13 protein-coding genes are annotated in these 24,702 nt (G+C 60.6%); 10 read left to right on the top strand and 3 right to left on the bottom strand.

The features are described 5' to 3' along the window. Positions 1 to 80 precede the first annotated feature (80 nt). The 6 genes from treS to treY all read left to right on the top strand — a co-directional run bounded on the left by treS (position 81) and on the right by treY (position 15,918). Positions 81 to 3,473 carry a maltose alpha-D-glucosyltransferase gene (gene treS / locus ACZCWR_RS17035; protein ID WP_487304167.1) on the top strand — a complete coding sequence of 1,131 codons (3,393 nt, stop codon included), beginning with the start codon at positions 81 to 83 and terminating at the stop codon, positions 3,471 to 3,473. Then, positions 3,466 to 5,694, top strand: coding sequence for a 1,4-alpha-glucan branching protein GlgB (glgB, locus tag ACZCWR_RS17030; RefSeq protein ID WP_487304166.1), 2,229 nt, complete (start codon positions 3,466 to 3,468; stop codon positions 5,692 to 5,694). Before treS ends, glgB begins: the two co-directional genes overlap by 8 nt. A 901-nt stretch (positions 5,695 to 6,595) precedes the next feature. Continuing rightward, a complete protein-coding gene (gene glgX / locus ACZCWR_RS17025) occupies positions 6,596 to 8,821 on the top strand; it encodes a glycogen debranching protein GlgX (RefSeq protein WP_487304165.1) in 2,226 nt (741 codons plus the stop codon). A gap of 109 nt (positions 8,822 to 8,930) precedes the next feature. After that, complete coding sequence (treZ, locus tag ACZCWR_RS17020) at positions 8,931 to 10,820, top strand: malto-oligosyltrehalose trehalohydrolase (protein WP_487304724.1); 1,890 nt, start codon at positions 8,931 to 8,933, stop codon at positions 10,818 to 10,820. Beyond that, the gene (gene malQ, locus ACZCWR_RS17015) at positions 10,817 to 13,015 is read left to right on the top strand and encodes a 4-alpha-glucanotransferase (RefSeq protein WP_487304164.1); all 2,199 of its coding nucleotides are present in this window, start codon (positions 10,817 to 10,819) and stop codon (positions 13,013 to 13,015) included. The genes treZ and malQ overlap by 4 nt, the downstream gene beginning before the upstream one ends. Continuing rightward, positions 13,012 to 15,918, top strand: coding sequence for a malto-oligosyltrehalose synthase (treY, locus tag ACZCWR_RS17010; protein WP_487304163.1), 2,907 nt, complete (start codon positions 13,012 to 13,014; stop codon positions 15,916 to 15,918). Before malQ ends, treY begins: the two co-directional genes overlap by 4 nt. Positions 15,919 to 16,789: 871 nt before the next feature. On the opposite strand, the gene ACZCWR_RS17005 is transcribed toward treY, so the two are convergent. Both ACZCWR_RS17005 and ACZCWR_RS17000 read right to left on the bottom strand, forming a co-directional pair. After that, positions 16,790 to 18,151 carry a hemolysin family protein gene (locus ACZCWR_RS17005; RefSeq protein WP_487304162.1) on the bottom strand — a complete coding sequence of 454 codons (1,362 nt, stop codon included), beginning with the start codon at positions 18,149 to 18,151 and terminating at the stop codon, positions 16,790 to 16,792. Positions 18,152 to 18,222: 71 nt separating this feature from the next. Beyond that, positions 18,223 to 19,344, bottom strand: coding sequence for a sensor histidine kinase (locus ACZCWR_RS17000; protein WP_487304161.1), 1,122 nt, complete (start codon positions 19,342 to 19,344; stop codon positions 18,223 to 18,225). Positions 19,345 to 19,857: 513 nt separating this feature from the next. Here ACZCWR_RS17000 and ACZCWR_RS16995 point away from each other — a divergent pair. Next, a complete protein-coding gene (locus tag ACZCWR_RS16995) occupies positions 19,858 to 20,931 on the top strand; it encodes a glycosyltransferase family 2 protein (protein WP_488876493.1) in 1,074 nt (357 codons plus the stop codon). Between the two features lie 52 nt (positions 20,932 to 20,983). Here ACZCWR_RS16995 and ACZCWR_RS16990 read toward each other — a convergent pair whose 3' ends face one another. Continuing rightward, positions 20,984 to 21,259, bottom strand: coding sequence for a hypothetical protein (locus ACZCWR_RS16990; protein ID WP_487304159.1), 276 nt, complete (start codon positions 21,257 to 21,259; stop codon positions 20,984 to 20,986). Positions 21,260 to 21,362: 103 nt separating this feature from the next. Here ACZCWR_RS16990 and ACZCWR_RS16985 point away from each other — a divergent pair, with 103 nt between their 5' ends. The 3 genes from ACZCWR_RS16985 (at position 21,363) to ACZCWR_RS16975 (ending at position 24,695) form a co-directional block, all read left to right on the top strand. Further along, positions 21,363 to 22,634, top strand: coding sequence for a flippase (locus tag ACZCWR_RS16985; protein ID WP_487304158.1), 1,272 nt, complete (start codon positions 21,363 to 21,365; stop codon positions 22,632 to 22,634). A 315-nt stretch (positions 22,635 to 22,949) separates the two neighbouring features. Continuing rightward, a complete protein-coding gene (locus ACZCWR_RS16980; RefSeq protein WP_487304157.1) occupies positions 22,950 to 23,147 on the top strand; it encodes a hypothetical protein in 198 nt (65 codons plus the stop codon). Between the two features lie 393 nt (positions 23,148 to 23,540). Next, entirely contained in the window at positions 23,541 to 24,695 is a 1,155-nt protein-coding gene (locus tag ACZCWR_RS16975; protein WP_487304156.1) for a glycosyltransferase, read from the top strand. Positions 24,696 to 24,702: the final 7 nt, after the last annotated feature.

Below are 24,702 nucleotides of genomic sequence, written 5' to 3'. Positions count from 1 at the left end.
AGCATCGACGCGTAACGAGAGCACACGAATAACAAGGGCGGCCGTCATCGACGCCACCCGCAAGGACACTGGAGCGAACCGTGGATACAAGGGTTAAGCGCAACAAGAAGGCCTCGATTCTCAGCGACGATCCGCTTTGGTACAAAGACGCGATCATCTATCAGGTTCACATCAAGTCTTTCTTCGATGCGAACAACGACGGCATCGGCGATTTTCCGGGCCTGCTCGCGAAGCTCGATTACATCGCGGAACTCGGCGTGGATGCGATCTGGCTGCTGCCGTTCTATCCGTCGCCGCGTCGCGACGACGGTTACGACATCGCCGACTATCGCAATGTGCATCCGGACTACGGCACGATTGCCGATGTGAAGCGCTTCATTCAGGAAGCGCATGCGCGTGGCATTCGCGTGATTACCGAGCTTGTCATCAATCACACGTCGGACCAGCATCCGTGGTTTCAGCGTGCGCGGCGCGCGAAGCCGGGATCGAACCATCGCAACTACTACGTGTGGTCCGATACCGACAAGAAGTATGAGGAGACGCGGATCATCTTCATCGATACCGAGCCTTCGAACTGGACGCATGATCCTGTCGCGGGCCAGTATTACTGGCACCGTTTTTATGCGCACCAGCCCGACCTGAACTTCGATAATCCGGCCGTGCTCAAGGAAGTGCTGTCGGTCATGCGCTTCTGGCTGGATATGGGTATCGACGGGCTGCGGCTGGATGCGGTGCCTTATCTCGTGGAACGCGAAGGCACCAACAACGAGAATCTGCCTGAAACGCACTCGATCCTGAAGAAGATTCGCGCGACCATCGACGCGGAATATCCGAACCGCATGCTGCTGGCGGAAGCGAATCAGTGGCCGGAAGATGTGAAGGAATACTTCGGCGACGAAGACGAATGCCACATGGCGTTCCACTTCCCGCTGATGCCGCGCATCTATATGTCGATTGCGAGCGAAGACCGCTTTCCGATCACCGACATCATGCGGCAGACGCCGGACCTTGGCACCACGAATCAATGGGCCATTTTCCTGCGTAATCACGATGAACTCACGCTCGAAATGGTCACCGACTCCGAGCGCGATTACTTGTGGAACACGTATGCGAGCGATCGTCGCGCGCGGCTGAATCTCGGCATTCGCCGCCGTCTTGCACCGTTGATGGAGCGCGATCGCCGCCGCATCGAACTGATCAATTCGCTGCTGCTGTCGATGCCCGGCACACCCGTGATCTATTACGGCGATGAACTCGGCATGGGCGACAACATTCACCTGGGCGACCGCGATGGCGTGCGCACGCCGATGCAATGGTCATCCGACCGCAACGGCGGTTTTTCACGCGCCGATCCCGAGCAACTCGTTCTGCCGCCGGTGATGGGTTCGCTGTATGGCTACGATGCGGTCAACGTCGAATCGCAAAGCCGCGACCCGCATTCGCTCCTGAACTGGACGCGCAAGATGCTGGCGGTGCGCCGTTCGAAGCATGCGTTCGGCCGTGGCTCCATTCGCTTCCTGCGCCCGAACAATCGAAAAATCCTGGCGTATGTGCGCGAACTCGAAGGCGAGCCGCCTATTCTTTGCGTGGCCAATCTGTCGCGCGCGCCGCAAGCGGTCGAACTCGATCTGTCGGAGTTCGAAGGATCGGTGCCGCTCGAAATGACGGCGGATTCGCCGTTTCCGGCCATCGGCAGGCTGACTTATCTGCTGACGTTCCCGCCCTACGGCTTCCTGTGGTTCCAACTGTGTCCGGGCAACATGCGGCCTGCGTGGGCGCAAGCGCCTTCCGAGCAATTGCCCGAATTCGTGACGATGGTGATTCGCGCGGGACAATCGGGACCGACGCCGGAAAACGTGCGGCTGCTCGAATCGGAAGTGCTGCCGAATTACTTGAGCAAGCGGCGCTGGTTTGCATCGAAGGATCAGAAGCTGCATGCGGTGCGCCTCGCTGCGTTGACCACCATCGAAGGCGCGGGCTTCGCGTTCACCGAGATCGAAGCGGATGTCGGCGATCACACCGAACGCTATGTATTGCCGCTTTCGATTGCGTGGGGCACGGAAACGACCTCGCCGCTTTACATGCAACTGGCGCTGGCGCGCGTGCGGCGCAACCGCAACATCGGCCATCTGACGGATGCGTTCTCGGTGCCGCAATTCACCTACGGCGTGATGCGCAAGCTGAAGGAACGCGCCGTTGTCCCGACCGTGCAAAAGAGCGAGATCAAGTTCATTCCGACCGAGCTTTTCGACACGCTCAATCTCTATCCCGCCGAGCCGCCGGAGATTCGCTGGCTGGCTGCGGAACAGAGCAATAGTTCGCTCGTGATCGACGACAAGGTGGTGCTCAAGCTCGTGCGGCGTGTGGTGGGCGGCATTCATCCCGAAGCGGAAATGAGCCGCTATCTGACCGCGCTCGGCTACAAGAACACGGGGCAGTTGTACGGCGAAGTGGTGCGCGTCGATCCGCAGAATGTGCCGCACACGCTCATCATCTTGCAGGGCTTTATCGACAATCAGGGCGATGCGTGGAATTACGCGCTCGACTATCTGCGCCGCACCGTGGATGAACTCGCCGTCTCCGTCGATGCCGAGCAGAATCTGCCCGAGCAGGACACGGAACTGGCCGGCTTCGAAGGCTATGGCCATATTGCGGGCATCATCGGCCGGCGGCTGGGCGAACTGCATGTCGCGCTCGCCTCGCCCACGGAAGACGAAGCGTTCGCGCCGCGCCCCGCCACGGCCGAGGACGTCAAGGGCTGGATGGATGGCACGCTCAAGCTGCTCGACAGCGCGCTCGATATCATTGCGCAGAAGATTGGCGAGTTCAACGAACATGACCGCTTCCTCGCGCAAAGTCTGCTCGATCGTCGCGACATGCTCGTGGATGCCGTGAAGAACCTGATCGGAAAGGATGCCGCTGCGTTGTGCATCCGCATTCACGGCGACTTCCATCTGGGTCAGGTGTTGATGGCTCAGGGCGATGCGTATCTCATCGACTTCGAAGGCGAGCCGGCGCGGGCGCTGGAAGAACGTCGTAAAAAGACCAGTCCGCTGCGCGATGTCGCGGGCCTGTTGCGTTCGCTGTCGTATGCGAGCGCGGCGGCGCAATCGACCACGGAAAACGCGCCTGAGAAGACGGCCGACAGAAAGCGCACGTTATTCGAACGCTTGCGCGCTTATGCCGAGGAGAGTTTCTTGCGTGAGTATCAGGAAGCGATTGCGTCCTCGCCCGAAACCATCGCGGCGGAAGACGTGTTCCAGCCCTTGCTCGATCTGTTCCTGATCGAGAAGGCCGCTTATGAAATCCGCTACGAAGCAGCGAACCGGCCGACATGGATCGGCCTTCCGTTGCGGGGTCTCGCGTCGCTCGCGAGCCGCCTGTTGGGTGACACGGGCGAGCCGCCCGCGCCCGGTACGCGACCCGTGTTCGAAGCAAACAAAGACAACCCGGATGGAACCCACCATGAATGATCGAAGCGACCCGGGCCCGGACGCCCGGAATCCGGCTCACGGCCTCTATCCGCTCGATGTCGACGCGCTCGTCGAAGCGCGGCATCCCGATCCGTTTTCGATGCTCGGGCTGCATCAGACCGACGCGGGTCATGTGGTGCGTGTGTTTCTGCCGAATGCAGGCGGCGTGAATGTGATCGATGCGCAGAGCGGCGAGTCTATCGGCGAACTCACGCGTATTCACGATGCGGGCCTCTTTGCGGGCTTTGTCACGCGGCCGGCGGCGTATCGTCTGCTGATCGACTGGCATGGCACGCCGCAGGAAACGCATGACACGTATTCGTTCGGGCCGGTGCTGTCGGACGATATGTTGGCGCGGCTCTCGAATGCCGATCCTTATGCCGTGCTCGAATGTCTAGGTTCGCGGCCGGTGACGCATGGCGGCATCGCGGGCGTGCGTTTCGCGGTGTGGGCGCCGAATGCGAAGCGCGTGTCGGTTGTCGGCGACTTCAATACGTGGGATGGGCGTCGGCATCCCATGCGTCTGCGGCATAACGCGGGCGTGTGGGAGTTGTTCGTGCCGGGCATCGGCGCGGGCACGCGCTACAAGTATGAAGTCGTGGCGCGCGAAGGCTGGACGCTGCCGCTGAAGGCCGACCCTTGCGCGATGCAGAGCGAGAAGCCGCCTTCGACGGCTTCAGTCGTCGCGGATGCGGACGCCATCGACCATTACGCATGGACCGATTCCGAATGGATGTCCACGCGTGGCGGCAAGCAGAACGTTCAATCGCCGATCTCGATCTACGAGGCGCACGCTGAATCATGGCTGCGTATTCCCGACGACGGCAACCGCGGCATGAACTGGCATGAGCTTGCCGAGCGGCTCATTCCGTACGCGAAGGGCATGGGCTTTACCCACCTCGAATTCATGCCGATTGCGGAGCATCCGTTCGGCGGCTCGTGGGGTTATCAGCCGCTCGGGCAGTTCGCGCCGTCCGCGCGTTTCGGCACGCCGGAGCAGTTCGCGGAGTTCGTGAACCGCGCGCACGAAGCGGGGCTGGGCGTCATCATCGACTGGGTTCCGGCGCATTTTCCGAACGATGCACACGGTCTCATTCAGTTCGATGGCACACCGCTCTACGAGCACGCCGATCCGCGCGAGGGCTATCACCAGGACTGGAACACGATGATCTACAACCTCGGACGTAACGAGGTGAGCGCGTTCCTGATTGCATCGGGACTTGCATGGCTCAAGCGTTATCACGTCGATGGTTTGCGGGTCGATGCGGTGGCTTCGATGCTGTATCGCGACTACTCGCGCAAGGCGGGCGAGTGGGTGCCGAATATGTATGGCGGGCGTGAGAATCTGGAGTCGATTGCGTTTCTCAAGCGCCTGAATCATGAGGTCAGGCATATTCCCGGTGCGATCACGATTGCCGAGGAATCCACGGCTTGGCCGGGGGTGACGGCGCCGGTCGATCAGGGCGGATTGGGCTTCGACTTCAAGTGGAACATGGGGTGGATGCACGACACGCTGCACTACATGGAAGAAGATCCGGTTTATCGGCAGTATCACCATCATCTCTATACGTTTGGGATGGTGTATGCCTATTCGGAGTGCTTCGTTCTTCCGTTGTCGCATGATGAAGTCGTGCACGGCAAGGGGTCTTTGATCGGCAAGATGCCGGGGGATCGGTGGCAGAAGTTTGCTAATTTGCGCGCTTATCTTGGGTTCATGTGGACGCATCCTGGCAAGAAGCTGCTCTTCATGGGCGGGGAATTCGGGCAGGTCGCCGAGTTCAATCACGATGAATCGCCGCATTGGCATCTGCTCGATGATGCGTTTCATGGCGGGTTGCAGAAGCTCGTGCGCGATCTTAATTTGCTTTATGTGGGTGAGCCGGCGTTGCATAAGCTCGATTCCGATCCTCGCGGCTTCGAGTGGATTGTGGGCGATGACAATGGGAATAGCGTTTATGCCTATCGGAGAACGGACGCCGAAGGGCGTGAGCTTGTTGTCGTGTGCAACATGACGCCGGTGCCTCGGTCGGGGTATCGGATTGGATTGCCCCGAGGCGGTCGCTGGAGCGAAGTCCTCAATTCTGATGCTGCCATTTATGGGGGGTCGAATATGGGGAACGGCGGTGTTATCTATGCTGAGGAGCATGGGAGTCATGGGAAGGGGTTTTCTGCTGCGCTTACTTTGCCTCCGTTGGCTACTATCGTTTTGAGAGGGGATTGAGTTTTTTGCGGGGAAGGGGCTGCTGGTTTTTGTTTGGCTTATTCAGTAGCCGCCTCCCCGGCGGGGGGGTAACTTTCTTTGCTGCTGCAAAGAAAGTCACCAAAGAAAGCAGCTTTTACCCCCATGCCCGCTGGCTGGAGAGGGTGGTCTGGTTTAACGATACAGTGGCCGCAATAGAACTTCACTCGTCTAGCAGAGCGCATAGGCAACCTAACGATTTCGCGCTCGAATCCTTTGGCCTTAGTGGACCGCATTCATTCTTTCGGCCATGCGCTTCGCGCGCCGAGAAAGTAATAACGGAATCCCGCAGCGTATTAGCGCCCAGCCTCATCAAGCCACATCGCACCCGCCCCATTGGGCCCTACCTCGGCAAGTGCTTCTACAAGCGTGCAAAGCGATGGCTCTAGGCTTTTTGTCGAAGTGCTTATCAACGTTGGGCCGAATAGCAATCTTGCGACGAGGCTTGAGGTGGCTGGGCACTGATACGCTGCGGGGTTCCGTTCTAAGGCTCTCGGCGCGCGCAGCGCATGGCCGAATGAATGAGCGCGGTCCACGAAGACCAAAGGATTCGAGCGTGCAATCGCTAGGTTGCCTAAACGACTCGGTAAGCGTGGCAAGTCCTATTGCGGCCACTGTATCGGTTAATCCAGACCAACCCTCTCCAGCCAGCGTGCATGGGGTAAAAAGCTGCTTTCTTTGGTGACTTTCTTTGCAGCAGCAAAGAAAGTTACCCCCCCGCCGGGGAGGCGGCTACTGCAATAAAAGCCCAACAAACAGCAGCCCCTTCCACGAAACAACACGACACACCACACACACCTCAAAAATCCAAACCGAATAAACTAAAAAAACCCCGCCCGTTTCCGGGCAGCAAAAAAACCCAAAACCAAAAGGCAAAGGGCAAATGGCAAACGCACTTCCAGAAAAGTTGCTCCCCGGCGCCCCCTACCCGCTCGGAGCCAACTGGGACGGTCTAGGCGTCAACTTCGCAGTCTTCTCATCGAATGCTCACCGCATCGAGGTATGCCTATTCGACAGCACCGGCAGAAAAGAACTCATGCGTTTCGACCTGCCCGAATGCACCGATGAAATATGGCACGGCTACCTGCCAGGCGCGCATCCCGGAACGGTCTACGGCTTCAGAGCCCACGGCCCCTACCAGCCGCAACAAGGCCACCGCTTCAACCCGCACAAACTCCTTCTCGACCCCTACGCCAAAAAACTGGTAGGCCCCTGGCGATGGTCCGACGCCCTGTTCGGCTACCGAGTCCACTCGAACAGACTCGATATGTCGATGGACCGCCGCGACTCCGCCCCCGCGATGCCCAAATGCATCGTCACGGACGACGCCTTCGACTGGTCGCGCGACGTGCGCCCGAACGTGCCGTGGGGCGAAACCATCGTCTACGAAACGCACGTGCGCGGTGCATCGATGATGCGCAACGACATCCGCCAGCACGAACGCGGCACGTTCGCCGCGCTGTCGTCGCCATGGTTCATCGAGCATCTCCAGAAACTCGGCATCACCGCCGTCGAATTCCTGCCGGTCCACGCGTTCCTCAACGACCGCTTTCTCGTCGAACGCGGACTGCGCAACTACTGGGGCTACAACACCGCCGCGTTCTTCGCACCGGAACCCACGTACCTCTCCACGCATCGCCTGAACGAAATGCGCATCGCCGTGAGGCAACTGCATGCCGCGGGCATCGAAGTGATTCTGGACGTGGTGTACAACCACACCTGCGAAGGTAACGAACTCGGGCCGACAGTTTCATGGCGCGGTCTGGACAACGCGAGTTACTACCGCCTCATTCCGGGCGACGAACGCCACTACATCAACGATACCGGTTGCGGCAACACGGTGAACCTCTCGCATCCGCGCGTCTTGCAGATGGTGATGGATTCCCTGCGCTACTGGTGCACGGCCTTCAATATCGATGGCTTCCGTTTCGATCTGGGCGTCACGCTCGGCCGCGAAGGCCACGGTTACGATCCCGGTTCCGGTTTCTTCGATGCCATTCGCCAGGACCCGATCCTCTCCACGCGCAAACTCATTTCCGAGCCGTGGGATATCGGCCCGGACGGTTATCAGGTCGGCAATCATCCGCCGGGCTTCGCGGAGTGGAACGACAAGTACCGCGATGGCGTGCGCCGCTTCTGGCGCGGCGATTCGGGCATGCGGCCGGACCTCGCCGCGCGTCTCACGGGATCGGCGGAACTGTTCAACCGGCGCTTCAGGAAACCGTGGGCATCGGTGAACTTCGTGGCATCGCACGATGGCTTCACGCTCGCGGATGTCACCGCCTACACGCACAAGCACAACGAGTTGAATCAGGAAGGGAATAATGACGGCCATAATGAAAATTGCAGCGCGAACTGGGGCGTGGAAGGCCCAAGCGACGACGCCGCGATCCTGAACCTGCGCACGCGTCTCGCACGCTCGATGATGGCAACCACGCTCCTTTCGCTCGGCACGCCCATGATGCTCGGCGGCGACGAATTCGGGCGCACGCAACGCGGCAACAACAACGCGTACTGTCAGGACAACGAGACCTCGTGGGTAGATTGGAACGACGCGCACACGCCCGCCGGCATCGAGATGACGCAGTTCGTTTCGCGCGTCATCGCACTGCGCAAAAAATTCCCTGTCCTGCGCGAAACGCGCTTCCTTTACGGTGATCGTGAAGTGCTGCCCGGCCTCTACGATGTGAGCTGGTTCGACGAACGCGGCAACGCCCTTGCCATCGAGGCATGGCAGGATCCCGAGGGACGCGCGCTGACGCTGCGGCGCGCGGGGCCGGGCATCGACGGCAAGATCGATGTGATCCTCCTCATGTTCAACGCTTCCGCGCAAAACCTCACTTTTGCGCCACCCGCGCCGCACTTGGAATGGAACGTGCTCTTGGATAGCGCGCAGCCGGATAGCGCAGAACGGCCGCTGGCCGGAGGCGAACTGGCGGTCGCCGCGCATAGCATCGTGGTGTTGCTCGCGCAGCCCACGGGCGATGCGGACTGGCAAGCGGTATGGATGGCGGGCGCGCATCACGGTCCTCGCCTTCTGACCGCGCTGCCGCCCGACCCCGGGACGATGACCTCGCAGCGCCCGCCCGGCATCGACCCGACGCAATGAAACTTCCGGGACGCTTTGGACGCGCTTCGAACCCGCATTGAAGACCAGCGACGCATCGCTCGAAACGCACGGAATCACGCTGCTCGCGCAGCCCATCAGGCAACCCATCATGTCAGAACGTCCGATCGACCCGCATCAGCATCATCACGCGTATTGCCTGCCGTTCGGGGCGACGCTCACCGGCGCCACCGGCGAAAGTCCGCGCACGCGTTACCGTTTTTGGGCGCCATCGCGCAAGAGCGTGCAGCTTGAAGTGCAGCGCGCGGGCGATGAATCGCCGCAGCGCGTGGACATGCAACCGGCCGGCGACGGCTGGTTCGAAGCCGAAGCGGATGGCGGCGCTGGCACGCTGTATCGCTATCGGCTGGATGAAACGCTTGCCGTGCCCGACCCCGCCTCGCGCTTTCAGCCGCAGGACGTGAATGGTCCAAGCGAAGTGATCGATCCGCGCGCGTATCGCTGGACCAACACGAACTGGCATGGCCGCCCGTGGGAAGAAACCGTGCTGTACGAACTGCACGTCGGCGCGATGGGCGGTTATGCGGGCGTCACCGCGCGCCTCGCCGAACTCGCGGAACTGGGCGTGACGGCCATCGAACTCATGCCGCTCAACGATTTTTCCGGCAAGCGCAACTGGGGTTATGACGGCGTGTTGCCCTACGCGCCGGATTCGTCGAATGGTCATCCCGACGAACTCAAGCATTTGATCGACACGGCGCACGGCCTCGGCCTGATGGTGTTCCTCGATGTCGTCTATAACCACTTCGGCCCGGACGGCAATTATTTGAGCGCGTATGCCAAGACGTTTTTCCGCGAAGGCGTGGAGACACCGTGGGGTCCGGCGATCGATTTCGAGCGGCCGCAAGTGCGCGATTTCTTCTTCGATAACGCCATCTACTGGCTCAACGAATATCGCTTCGACGGGCTGCGTCTGGACGCCGTGCATGCCATCGACGATGACGAATGGCTGCGCGAATTCGCGCATCGCGTGCGTGATTCGGTGGAAGCGGGACGTCATGTGCATCTGGTGCTGGAGAACGAAAACAACACGGCGAACCTGCTCGAAAGGCATTTCGACGCGCAATGGAGCGACGACTCACACAACACGCTGCACGTGCTGCTGACGGGCGAAAGCGAAAGCTACTACGGCGCATACAGCGACGAACCCATTCAAAAGCTCGCGCGCATTCTGGCCGAAGGCTTCGCGTATCAGGGCGATCCCTCGCCGATCCACGATGGCAAGCCGCGCGGCGAGCCGAGCGCGCATCTGCCGCCCACGCGCTTCGTCATGTTCCTGCAGAACCACGATCAGGTCGGCAACCGCGCGATGGGCGACCGCTTGCGTTCTCTGACCAACGGCGAAGCCTTGCGCGCCGCCACCGGCCTTTTGCTTCTCTCGCCGCAGATTCCCATGCTGTTCATGGAAGAACAATACGGCTCGAAACAGCCGTTCCTGTTCTTCACCGACTATCACGACGAACTCGCGGATGCCGTGCGCGAAGGCCGTCGCCGCGAATTTGCGAAATTCTCGGCGTTCACGGATGAAAAGCGCCGCGCGCAGATTCCCGATCCGAACGATCCGAGGACTTTCGAGCTGTCCTCGCCGCGCGCGGGTAACGAAACGAACGAAGCAGACCGTCTCGACTGGCTGCGTTTTTATCGCAAGGCGCTGGCGGTGCGCGCGAAGCTCGTCACGCCGCGTCTGCATGGCGCGAAGGCGCTGGGCGCGCGCGTGATCGGCGACAAGGCGGTGATCGCACGCTGGAAGCTCGGCGATGGCGAAACGCTGACCATCGCCCTCAATCTCGCGGATGCGCCGGTTCAACTTCCCGAGCCGCCTCTAGGCAAGCTCATATTCGAAACGCCCGACCGCGCGCAGGATCGCGCAGCCGAGGGCGAATTGCGCGCCCACGCGCTCCTTGCGTGGATCACCGGCGACGTGACGGAATACGCGCAAACGCATGACGCGCGCCGTATCGAAGAGGAACAACGTCCGTGAGCGCGTCCACTACTCCAACTCAAACCACTCCTATCGAAACGCTCGCGGAACGCGCGGGCTTCGAGATCGAATGGAAAGATGCGCACAAGCAAATGCGTCGCGTGCCCGAAACCACGCTGCGCGTCCTGCTGGAAAAGCTCGGCCTGCCGTGCGGCAACGCCACGCAGATCAAGCAAAGCATGGCCGCCATCGATGCGGAAACATCGGGACGCAAGCTGCCACCGCTGCTGACCGCCGAAGTGGATCGTGCGATCGCGTTGCCGGTGTCAGCGGCGAAGTCGGGCGCGCGCTATCGCATCGAAATGGAAAGCGGCGAAGTGATCGACGGGCGCTTCACGTCGCCCAAGGGCGAGGCGGCGTTGTTGTCGCCGATCTCGGAGCCGGGTTATCACACGCTCGTCATCAACGATCACCGCACGACGCTGGCCGTCGCGCCCGCGCGTTGCTACACCATCGACGATGCCTGGCGCGCGTTGCATGACGACGAAGCCGCGCAGACCGCGCCGCCGTTGTGGGGCGTGGCCGCGCAAGTCTACGGACTGCGCCGCGCGGACGATGGCGGCATCGGCGATTTCACGGCGCTCGCGACACTCGCCACCGAAACGGCGAAGCGCGGCGGCCATGCGCTCGCCATCAGCCCGATGCACGCCATGTTCAGCGCGGAGCCGAACAAGTTCAGTCCGTATTCGCCATCGTCGCGGCTGTTTCTGAATGTTGCGCATGTCGATCCGGCTGCCGTGCTCGGTGCCGCCGCCGCGCGCGCCGCCATCGAAAAAGCGGGCGTGGCCGACGAACTGAAAGCGCTGGAAGCACTGGATCTGATCGACTGGCCGCGTGTGATGAAAGCGCGGCTCGCGATTCTGCGCGTGATGTTCGAAACGTTTTCGCAGGACCGCGCATCGCCGGCTTACAACGACTTTGCGGCGTTCGTCGAGGAAGGCGGGCGCGCGTTGGAAGATCACGCGCGCTTCGAGGCTTTGCAGACCGAACAAATCGCGACGAACGGCGAAGGCCACTGGCGCAAGTGGCCGGACGAATTGCGCGATCCGCGCAGCGAAGCGGTGGCCGCGTTTGCGCAGGCGCACCGGGAGGAAGTGAATTTCTACCTCTTCACGCAATGGCTCGCCGCCAAGGGGCTGATGCACGCGCAGCACGCCGCGCGCGATGCCGGCATGGCCATCGGGCTGGTCGCCGATCTCGCCGTGGGCTGCGACAGCGCGGGCAGTCATGCGTGGTCGTATCGCGATGAAATGCTGACCGGCGTGTCGGTCGGTGCGCCGCCCGACCTGTTCAATCAGGCCGGTCAATCGTGGGGATTGACCACGTTCTCGCCGCGCGCGATGCGCACGCAGGGCTTCTCGGCGTTCATCGACATGCTGCGCAGCGCGTTTGCGCGGGCGGGCGGCATTCGCATCGATCATATTTTGGGTTTGCGGCGGCTGTGGCTCGTGCCGGAGGGCATGCCCGCAAAGGACGGCGCGTATCTGCGTTATCCGCTCGACGATCTGCTGCGGCTGATCGCGCTGGAATCGTGGCGGCATCGGGCGATCGTGGTCGGCGAAGATCTTGGTACAGTTCCGCCGGGCTTCACGGAACGCTTGCAGGAGCACGGCTTGCTAGGTATTCGCGTGTTGTGGTTCGAGGGCGCGCTGGACGGCGACGGCTTCAAGGCGCCGCAGGACTGGGACACCGGCGTGACGGCCACGACCACGACGCACGACCTGCCGACCGTCACCGGATGGTGGCGCGGCGAGGATATCGTGTGGCGCTCGAAGATAGGTCAGACGATGGCGCGCGAAGATGGCCGCGACGCGGTTGAAGTGGCGCAGGAAGAACGCGGCGAGGATCGCGCACTGTTGTGGCGCGCGTTTCAGGATGCCGGCATTGCGCCGGGCGACGTCGATGCTCCCGGCATCGACCAGGCGCCGGTGGATGAAGCGCTGGCGTTCGTCGCCGCGACGCCTGCGCCGCTCGTCACCTATCCGCTGGAAGATTTGCTGGCGCTCGCCGAACAGCCGAATTTGCCCGGCTCCATCGACGAACACCCGAACTGGCGCCGCCGTCTCGCCGAACCCGTCGAAGCGCTGTTTTTCGACGATGCATTTTGCGACCGCCTGCTGGCCGTGGACACGGCCCGCAAGCGATCCGATCAACCGAACATATCCGACTCCACGAAACGAGCCGACTCACCATGACAGTACCGCGCTCCACGCTCAGGCTCCAGCTTCACAAGGACTTCACGCTCGACGATGCCGCCGCTCAGGTGGACTACCTCGCATCGCTCGGCGTGAGTCACGCTTATGTGTCGCCGATCACGACCGCCACCGCAGGCTCTACGCACGGCTACGATGTAGTCGATTACGCGCAGATCAATCCGGAGCTGGGCGGGGAAGACGCGCTCAGGCGTTTCGTCGAAAAACTGCGCGCGCATGAGATGGGGCTGATCGTGGATATCGTGCCGAACCACATGGGCGTGGGCGGCTCGGAAAACGCGTGGTGGCAGGATATTCTCGAATGGGGCCGCCACGCGGCGCACGCGCGCTTTTTTGACGTGGACTGGCATTCGCCGGACCCGGCGTTGCGCGGCAAGGTGCTCGCGCCGTTTCTGGGCGCGGCTTATGGCGAGGAGATGAACGCGGGCAAGATCCGGCTCGTCTATCGCGCGGACACGGGCAGCTTCGTGATCGAGTATTACTCGAACACGTTTCCGGTATGTCCGGTCGATTACCCGTCGGTGTTGCAGGAAGCGCCGGAACTGGCGCAGCGTTTCACCGGCCTGACGACTCAGCCCGCTGATCAGCCGCGCGCCGCCGATGCGCGCACCGCGCTTGTCACCATCGCGCAGACGGAGGGCGGGAAAGCGGCCATCGAAGCCATTCTTGCCGCGCATTCGCCGGATACGCCTGCGGGGCGCGAGCGTTTGCATCGCTTGCTCGAACGTCAGCATTACCGGCTCGCATGGTGGCGCACGGCTGCGGACGAAGTGAACTGGCGGCGTTTCTTCGACGTGAGCTCGCTGGGCGGCGTGCGCGTCGAGCGGCCGGAAGTGTTCGAGGCATCGCATGCGCTGATTTTCCGGCTCTTCACCGAAGGCCTGATCGATGGCGTGCGCGTGGATCACGTCGATGGCCTCGCGGAACCGCGCGAGTATTGCCAGCGTTTGCGCGCGCGGCTCGAAGAGCTTTCGGTGCAGCGGCCGGAAGCGCTGCGGCATGGCAACGGGCGCACGTATTTCGTCGTCGAGAAGATTCTGGCGCGCGGCGAACCGCTACGGCGCGACTGGCAAGTGGACGGCACCACCGGCTACGACTTCATGAACGACGTGGGCGCGCTGCTGCACGACCCGGCGGGCGCGGAACCGCTTGCCGCCCTCTGGGCCGATCTCACGGGACGCAGCGCCAGTTTCGCGGATGAAGCGCTGATCGCGCGCCGCAAGATTCTCGCGGAGAATCTCGCCGCTGAACTGGACCGCGTGACGCGCGCGCTGCATCGTCTTGCACGCGATGCACAGACCACGCGCGATCTCACCTTCACGTCGATTCGACGCGTGGTGGCCGAACTCGTCGTGCAGTATCCGGTTTATCGAATCTATCCGGTCGGCGGCGTGCGCAGCGCGGAAGACGAACATTACTTCTCGCAAGCGCTGGAAGCCGCGCGCGCGACGTTGTCCCACGCCGATCATGTCGTGCTCGAACAGGTGGCGCAATGGCTCGGCGGCAAGCTGCCGGACGAAGCGCAGCCCGCCGCGCCCGAGCGTGGGCGAGAACGTGCGGCGGAACGGCATCGCGAACGGGATCGGGACCGGAATCAGGCACAGGCGGCTGGCAATCCGAATCAGCAGCCGTCGAGCGGATCGCAGCGGCGCGCGGCGCAGACTTTGTTCTCGCAACTCACTTCGCCGGTCGCGGCGAAAGCGGTCGAGGATACGGCGTGTTATCGCTACGGACGCCTTATTTCGCGTAACGAAGTCGGCGCGGACCCCGGCGAGTTTTCGCTCTCCGTCGAAGAATTTCACAAGGGCAACAGCGAACGTCTTGCCGCGTTTCCTCATGCGATGCTGTGTACCGCGACGCACGATCACAAGCGCGGCGAGGACATTCGCGCGCGGATCGCTTCCCTGAGCGAGATTCCCGACGAATGGGCGACCACGCTCAAACAATGGTCCACGCTCAACACGCCGCTGCGTCGCGGCGCGGCGGGCGATGACTGGGCGCCCGGTGCCGCCGCCGAAGCCATGCTGTATCAAACGCTCGTGGGCTGCTGGCCGCTCACGCTCGATGCCGACGACGAAGCCGGCGTGCATGAACTCGCCGAACGCGTGTGGCAATGGCAGTTGAAATCGCTTCGCGAAGCCAAGCTGCGCACGAGTTGGTTCGCGCCGGACGAAGCGTATGAGAACGCGTGCAAAGAATTCTTGTTCGATATCGTCGCGCCGCAGCGGCGCAACGGATTTCTGCGTGAGTTGTCGGCGTTTGTGGAGCGCATCGGGCCGCTCGGTGTGATCGACAGTTTGCAGCAGACGTTATTGCGCCTGACCGCGCCCGGCGTGCCCGATCTTTATCAGGGCACCGAACTATGGGATTTCAGTCTCGTCGATCCCGACAACCGGCGTCCGGTGGATTACGCTCTGCGCCGCAAGTGGCTCGAAGAAATCGATGCGAAAGGACCGCCTTCCGAACAGTTGGAAAACTGGCGCGATGGGCGGGTTAAGTTGGCGCTTGTGCATCGGGCGCTTGAATTGCGCAAGCATTGCGAGTCGTTGTTTGCGCAGGGTGAATATTTGCCGCTGGAAGTGCAAGGCGAACAGGCGAAGCATGTGATCGCGTATGCGCGGCATGCGGGTAGCGCGTTCGCTGTTGTGATCGCGACACGTCTTGCTGCACCGCTTCTCGATGCGGATGCCGATGTGCCGTTGGTGGCCCCTGAGCGTTGGGGCGATACGGCGATCGTGTTGCCTGAAGCGCTGCATTCGCGTGCGTTGTTCGACTGGTTTAGTCCGAATGCGCCGAAGGCTGATGGCGAGCGTGTTTTTGTGCGTGATGCGCTTGCGGTTTTGCCGGTGGCGTTGCTGGTGGAGGAAGGGGTGCCGAAGGTTTGAGGTGCTGGCAGCAGCACTCGACCTGACAGAATGTCTTTGTATTTGGTTTTGTTGTTCTTTCGTGCAAAGGGCTGCTGTTGCTTGGGCATTTATTGCAGTAGCCGCCTCCCCGGCGGGGGGGTAACTTTCTTTGCTGCTGCAAAGAAAGTCACCAAAGAAAGCAGCTTTTTACCCCATGCTCGATGGCTGGAAAGTGTGGCCTGAATTAACTATACAGTGGCCGCAATAGGACGTCCTTCGATTGGTTAAGCGTGTGGGCAACCTCGCGATTCCGCGCTCGAATCCTTGAAACTTAGTGGACCGCATTCATTTTTTCGGCCATGCGCTGCGCGCGCCGAGAACCTAAGAACGGAATCCCGCAGCGTATTAGCGCCCAGCCACATCACACCGTATCGCTATGTCGTCATTCGGCCCTACCTTGGTAAGTACTTCTGGGCAAAGCGCGCCCCCAACGCAAGTCATCTTTAGTCGGAGCACTAATCAAGGTTGGGCCGAATAGCAATCTTGCGGGGACGTTTGATGTGGCTGGGCGCTGATACGCTGCGGGATTCCGTTCTTACTTTCTCGGCGCGCGAAGCGCATGGCCGAAAGAATGAATGCGGTCCACTAAGACCGAAGTATTCGAGCGCGTAATCGCTAGGTTGCCCACACGCTTAACGAAACGAGGGACATCCTATTGCGGCCACTGCATCCATTAATCCAGACCAACCCTTTCCAGCCATCGTGCATGGTGTAAAAAGCTGCTTTCTTTGGTGACTTTCTTTGCAGCAGCAAAGAAAGTTACCCCCCCGCCGGGGAGGCGGCTACTGCATAAGCCAAACAACCAACAGCAGCCCCTTGCACGAAAAAAATCCAAGCATCAGCTAACAACTCAATCCGCTTCCTCAAGCGCCTCCTCCCGCGGATAAACCCGCACGAGAACGATACGCGGCCCGTTCATCTTCTTAACCACGATATCGAAGCGGTCAAAGGACACGCGCTGTCCCTCGCTCGGCAGATCACCAAGAGCATTGATGACAAGCCCGCCCACCGACTCCGCCCGCCCCTCATCAATATCAATCCCCAACGCACGTTCAAGCGACACCACCGGCAAACTGCCCTTACCCATCAACGTACCATCATCCATGCGCGACCAGTCCGCATCGCCCTGACGATATTCATCGTGAATCTGCCCGACAAGCGCGCCGAGCAAATTATCAAGCGTGATAAAGCCGATCGGCTTCGCACCCTTCCTGCCGACAATAGCGAAATGCGGCGCACCCTTGCGAAAGCGTCGGAACAATTCCAGCGCAGAAAGATTCGGCGCGACGTATTGCACCGCACGCGTATGACGCGAGAGCTTGTCGATCTTATCGGCATCCTTCGAAAGACTGAAGTTGAAGCCGCGTCCATGACCTTCGTTGGCAAGCAACAAATCCTTGAGATGGATCATGCCGATCACCCGTTCGCCCGATGCATCCGCATACAACGGATAACGCGAAAAGCGATGACGCGAGATGACTGCGAGGTTGTCGCGCATCGGCAAGTCATTGCGCAGGCCGACAAGTTCACGCGCGGGCCGCATCAGATCGGAAACCGTCATGCGGCTGAAGTCGAGCGAATGCGCGATGGTCTTCCACTCATCCTCGTTATACGACGATGCGCCGCCCAGATGACGTCCGCGCAGAATGAGCTTCAGTTCATCGGTCGAATAATGCGTGTCGTGGCCGTGCTCGCCCGACATGCCGAACAGCCGCAGCACGAAGTTCGCGCTGGTGTTCAGCACCCAGATGAACGGGTACATCGCCCAATAAAAACCGTAGAGCGGCATGGCGAGCCACAGGCCCACTTGTTCCGAACGGCGAATGGCCCATGACTTGGGCGCGAGTTCGCCCACCACGATATGCAGGAACGAGATGACCGTGAACGCGAAGAACAGCGAGATGGTTTCGATGAGCTTCTCAGAATGCACACCGAGCAATTCGAAAAGCGGATGAAGCAGCGTGGCGAACGCGGGCTCGCCAATCCAGCCGAGCCCGAGCGATGCCAGCGTGATGCCAAGCTGGCAAGCGGAGAGGTAAGCATCCAGTTGCCCGTGAACCTTCGCGAGCAAACGGCCCGGCAAGCCGTTCTTGCGCGCGATGGCCTGCACGCGCGTCGCCCTCAATTTGACGAGCCCAAACTCCGCCGCGACGAAGAAACCGTTGAGGGCCACGAGCAACAATGCGCCGACGAGCGCGACAACCTGAGCCAAAGCAACTCTCTCTGAAAATGGAAAGCGTCAGTATATGGGCGACAGGCAATCGAAAGTGAATTTACATCGCGCTACATGCCTGCGACGGGAACGCGCACCGACATCGTGACCTCGGCGCCATCGGCGATATCGGCTTGTTCGAACACGCCGCCATGCGCTTCCGCCACGCGCTTGCACAGCGCAAGACCCCACGCGATACGTCCGCCCTCGCGCGGCTCCAACGCCTGACGGCGTGCGAACGCTTCCAGTACATGCGGCGCGGCCGGGTCGCCGAGTGCTTGCGCGGAAGCGGTAAAACGCACTTCCGTGCGCCACATGCTCCCTTCGATATTCGACGATACCCGCACTTGCGCGCCGCTGGCGCTGGCTTCGCTTGCGAAAGCCTGCATGAGCCAGAGCGCTTGCAGCAGGCGTTCGGCATCGCCTTCGAACTGTTCTTCCGCAAGCGGCGAATCCACCGTGATGGTGACGCCGCGCTTGCTCGCGATGGCCGCACGCGCCAGCGCCGCGCTGCGCTCGACCAGCGGACGAATGGCGACGGGCGCCAACGCCAGCGCCACGGCTTTGGTTTCGGCGCGCGTGGTATCGACCGATTGTTCGATCAGCTTCACCTGCTGCTCGACGCCCGAACGAATGCCCGCCAAGGCGCGCTGCGCGGCGGGATCGTTCGCGTCGACCTTGCGTTCGAGCACATAGCCCCAGCTATGAATGGCGTTGAGCGGGCCGCGCAGATCGTGCGAGACGATGGACAGCACGTGATCGCGCATGAATAGCGCCGCTTCGGCGCGCAAATGAGCGATGCGTCCCGCGCTTTCGTCTTCTGCCGTGCCGGGCCTGCCGGGCGAGACGATCAGCGAGACGCAATCCGCGCCGGGCAGCGCAAGGATAGAGAACGAATGTGCGCTGCCGCCTTCGTCGAAGCTAACTTGCGCGCGGCGCGTGCCGTTACCGGCGAGCGCGGCGTCCGCAGCTTCGCCAAGCGCGGCGGCCAGTGGTGCGGGCAATGCAGTTTCGGCGAGGGTGCGGCCAGTGAGACGGGCCGGATCGAGGTCGAACAAATGGGCGAAGACGGCGTCGGCCGAGAGGCAGCGTTGCGCGGCATCCAGCACCAGCACGCCGTCGCTGGCCGCGATCGACGCATCACCTGAGTGAGCGTTCGCGGGTTCGACCGTACCGGAAAATGACGTTGTCACGGTTGAGTGTCCTTGCTTGTATCGTTGATGCGATGGGTATCGCCGAACTGAAAATCGATACGGCGGGCAGCGATGAAACGAGAAGCAATGGGCGCGGCTAAGGCTTGTGCAGACCATTATATGTGACGCTTCGAAGCACAAGCGGTAAGCGAAGATCCGCATGCCCGGCAAGCCGTGTGCAATCGCTATGCCATGCTTGGCGCGTAATTCATTATTGTTCTAAAGAATATACGCCAGCTTTCAATCATCTATTAAGCCGACGCCTAAGAATAGCAAGCAAATTTTTTAGAACTTCCGAAGAATGCATCGGTCTGCTAAAACACTATTCGGACGAATGAGCCAAAGACTTTGCGCGCTGTCATGAATTCATTAGAAAAGTCATGAAGAATACGGCGCAAGTCATTCAATTTGTAGTGCGCGCGACGGAGCATTCCGCGCTTGAGGGTCACCTCTGACTTTTCAGTCAGCGTCGCCCAGGTCCCACGCGGCCGCCGTTCCAGACACCAATACGACATGAGCTTAATGACACGCGACCCCAGCGACACACCCCGCACTTTGCTTTCCGTGATCATTCCGGCGTACAACGTCGAACATTACATCGCAGCCTCGCTTGAATCCGCGTTGTCCCAGCCGCGCTCGGACGAGATCGAACTGATCGTCATCGACGATGGTTCGACCGATCGCACGCTCGAGCGCATCCGTGACGTGCAGCGCACGGCGCGCGGCGCGAACATTCAGGTCATCCAGCAGGAAAATCGCGGCGTGTCCGCGGCACGCAACCGGGCGATTGCGCACGCGCGTTCGCCTTACATCGGCTTTCTCGATGCCGACGATGTGTGGTCCGCGGACTTCACGGCGAAAGTCATGCCGCTGCTCGACCGCCACGCGGCGGATATCGTCGAATTCAATGTCGGCGTCATCAATCTCGATGGCCGCGTGATCGATCGCGTGCAGCTCATCGAAAGCAATACCGTCGGGCCGCGTACTTGCGATCTGCCGGCGCTGCTCGATTTCGCCCATGTCTATCAAGTCTTCCCTGCTGCTCGCGTGTACAAGCGTGAGCTATGGGATGGCATCGAGTTTCCGGCGGGACGTGTCTATGAAGATGCATCCGCCATTCCGCTTGTTTATGCACGGGCGCGCACGCTGCACCGGTTGGCGGATGAACTTTATTTCTATCGGCGCCGCGCGGGCAGCATCACGACCAAGGCCACGCCTTTCACGGTACGAAGCCTGACCACGTGCGCGGAAGAAACGCTCGCGCGCTGCAATGGCGGCGCACACGATCCGTTCTGGCTCGCCATGTTCCATAAGGTCTTCTCGTACGCGTGCTTTCAGGCCGCGCGGGTGGAAACACGGGCCTACGCGGAATCGGTGCGGGCGGTTGAACTGACCGCCGACCGATACCGCGCCTTCGCGGAACACCGCGACGATACGCCAAGAGAATTGCGCTTCCACAAGCGCTTGATCGCGGATCGCCGCTGGTATCAGGCGAAGCAGCTCGTCAAGCGCGCGTTGGGTCGCGAGCTCCGCGCGCCCGCAGCGGGCACACAGGTGGCCAATGCGGGTAACATGGGGCAACGATGACGGTGTAATTGTCCAGAGAAAAAAATCGAACGCGGGCTCGCCGGTTATTTTTTTATCGCGCGTCAAGCGACTTTAAAAAAATTTCCGTGCGCGTTCCAACCGATGAATTCAATTTTTTCCGCTTAAATAGCTGTTGCAAACTGTCGGTGCGCCACGCGTTGCGAACGTTCATTCGTTCGCGGCAGTCACGCTTGGTTTTAACTAAGGTTCCATCCAATATCCGCGTGCGCCAGGCCAGGCCAAGGCCGAACGCACCGACTTCTTGAAGCCCCACGCCGCGACGACAGCGGACCTCGCCCAGCGAACCTAGTGCCTGAGTCGCGGTCATTCAAATGCCCGCCAAACCGGCGACACGCGAGGGCGCCACGCGCGGGGCCGCACTTTGCGTCATCCAGATCGGGCAGCGCTCAAGCCGGGGAAAAAACTGTTCAATGGCATCATTTAAAAAGAACTTCACGATTCTGATGACACTGCAGGTGTCGACGTATCTGGCACCGCTGCTCACGCTGCCATGGCTCGCGCGCGTGCTTGGCCCGAGCGAATACGGACGCCTGTCTTTCGCGCTCGCCTTCGCGCAGTATTTCGTCACACTGACAAACTTCAGCTTCGGACTCACGGCCACACCCAAAGTCTCGATCAATCGCGACGACCGGGCCAAGCGCTCGCAAGTGTTCTGGGAAACCATCCTCACTCAGTCGGTGATCTCGGCCGGCGGCTTTATCGTGTTGCTGGCGCTCACATTCATCGTGCCTTATCTCGGCGAGAACCGCGCGCTGTTGCTGGTGGGCTTCGGCATGGCGATCGGCTCGATGCTGATTCCCACGTGGTACTTTCAGGGCATCGAAGATCTCGCGCCGATCAGCGGTCTGGTCTTCGTGGGCCGCGCGCTCAGCATTCCCGCGATGTACCTCTTCGTGCGTCATCACGACGACGTGCTCATCGCGATGATGGTCAACACGCTCGTGCCGCTGTGCTCGGGCATCGCCATTTGCGCTTACCTTTACTTCAAGCGCGAGCTGGACTTCGTGCCCGTCTCGTTCAGGACGATCATCGAGCGCACGAAAGAAGGCTGGAGCGTGTTCATGGCGACATCGCTCGTCGATATCTTTGCGTCCAGCAATATCGTGCTGCTCACATTCATTTCCGGGAATGTGGCCGCAGGCTACTTCTCCGCCGGTGACAAACTCATTCGCGCCGCGCTCAACATGCTTCAGCCGCTCAAGACGGCCGCTTATCCGCGTGTCAGCTTTCTCATGCACAACGCACGCGAAGACGCTTTCGCCTTCCTGCGCAAAATGTTTTTTCTTCAGGGCACGATTGTCTCGCTCATCTCGCTGTGCATCTTTTTCGGCGCGCCGCTTGCCGTGAAGTTGCTCTATGGGCCGCAATTCCAGCCCACTGTCGATGTCTTGCGCTGGATGGCGTTCGTGCCGCTCATGTCGGGCCTGGCCGATCTCTTTGGCGTTCAGACCATGTTGCCGCTCGGCATGAAGTCCCACTTCACTCGCGTGCTGGTTGGATCGGTTGTGCTTAATTTCACGCTGCTGGCCATTCTTGCCAAGCTGTTCGGCGAACAAGGCGCCGCGGCAACCGTGCTCATCACGCAAACGACCATTGCTGTCGCCATGGCCAGCACCTTGTATTTGCAGGGGGTGCCGTTGCTCAAGCGCCCGATCACGAGCACCGAAGGCGTAGGTTCCTGAGCGGCGCGATGAGCGGGCGCGATTCGTGCAACTACCGATGAACAAGGGTTCTGCATTCTCACTCTCCCGCTAGCGAGCTATTTTTCACGGATCCCGTGAACTAAAGGTCGCTTTGGCCTATCTTTTCATTACGCATTGCCAAGGGCGCTGGACGTGCGGCTTAAACTTCCTGCAATGCTTTAAGCACAGGTGGCCGTGAATTTTTTAATGCGCTACGCTAAAGGCTAAGGCTCGTATGTTGGCTGACGCACGGACGGCGGCGTTTTGAGCAGATATCGTCTCGGTGGGAACCCTATCTAACCAAAGAGCCGCAGCATGAAATCAGATGTAAGGTCGATCGAGCGTGTTCAGAAGCTAGTGGACAGCGCCGAGCGCCTCAGGATGCAATCGGTCGCGGTTCCACTCAAGGAGCTTCAGGTGCTGCTCACGCTTTGCGAAGAAGCGAGCGAGCGCCTCAACGCCCCTTCTCACCAATCGGATGCTGCAGAGCGCTTGCTTCAACAGCCGCTGTAAAGCCGGTATCGTCGCCTTTCGCATGACCAATCGGCTTGCTTACGTCAGTCTTGATTTTTAGATTCGTGAGCCTGAATAAATTGGTTAATCAACTGGATTTACGTCCCGCAACAAGTTTTATTTTTAATCGGCAAGGCTGAAAGTGTGAGCATCCTTCGCGGGAATTAATTCTTTTATCTGCGAATCGGAATGCAAGGCGCTTGCGGCGAACGCCGATGCCGCCCGGAGCAATCAGTGCCGCTATTCGCGTTGTCGCGGTCTGTGCGCAGGGCTGAAGTATTTATCAGATGTACTTACAGGTGTCACACCTTTTACAAATAGACAATAGGCCTTTTTCCTTCTCATTGTGTTTGCCGCGGGGCACACGGTCATTCGCCAATCGAAGAGTTCAATATGAAAGAGATCGTCCATATCACCGAAGCTTTTGGCGGAGGTGTGCTATCGATGCTGACACAGCTCGCCAACCGCGCGGCGGCTGCGGGCGTCAGTGTCACGATCCTTCATTCCATCCGGCAAGAAACGCCCAATAATTTTTCTAAACTTTTCCATCCAGCGGTAAAACTGACATATGTGAACATGGTTCGCGAGGTCAGCGTGAAGGAAGATCTGACCGGCCTCTGGAATCTCGTGCGCAAGCTCAGAGAATGCAATCCGGCAGTCGTGCATCTTCATTCGTCGAAGGCGGGCGTGCTGGGTCGTGCGGCCGTCAGGATCGCGGCGCCGCGCGCGCGGGTGTTTTATTCGCCGCACGGACTCGCCTTTCTGCGCCGCGACGTCTCCGCCGCCAAGCAGTTCGCTTATCTGAGTTTCGAGCGCATTGCCGCGCGCATGGGCGGCACCATCGTCGCATGCTCGCCGGGCGAACTGAATGAGATTGCCACGAAAATGCGTGCGCGCAAGACCTCGATGATCGAGAACGGCGTGAACATCATGGAGATACCGCCGCGTGTCGAGAAGCCGTCCGGTCAAGTGCTGATCGGCATGAGCGGGCGCGCTTCCTTTCAGAAGAATCATGAGGGTTTCGTCGAGATCGCAGCGAAACTTCATGATGCGGCCACGCGCTTCGTCTGGATCGGCGGCAATGACGAAGAAGTGCCGCAAGGCACGCCTTCGGGATCGCTGACCTGCAGCGGCTGGGTCACGCGTCAACGCGCGCTCGAACTCACGTCGGAGCTGGATATCTATGTTCAGACCTCGCGCTGGGAAGGCATGCCGATCGCGCTCATCGAAGCGCAGGTCGCGGGCATTCCCGCCGTGGTCACGGATGTCGTCGGCAATCGCGATGTCGTGCAGCATGGCGTGACAGGCTTTGTCGCATCGAATGCGCAAGACATGATGCGCTATGTCACGCAACTGCGGGACGATCCTCAATTACGCGCTCGCATGGGCACGGCCGCGCGCAAATCGGCCAGCGCCCGCTTCTCGATGGATGCCATCTTTCAGCAATGGCTTTCGGTGTATGAGCTTGGTTCGGACCGCTATTCGCACGAATCACCGAACGAAAACGAACTCGCGTCTTACGAGACCACATCCGAATCTCAATACTGAACCGATA

Source organism: Caballeronia sp. A2-2 (assembly GCF_057612605.2).
Note: the sequence above shows the minus strand (reverse complement) of the source record. Positions and strands in the feature narration are given on the sequence as shown.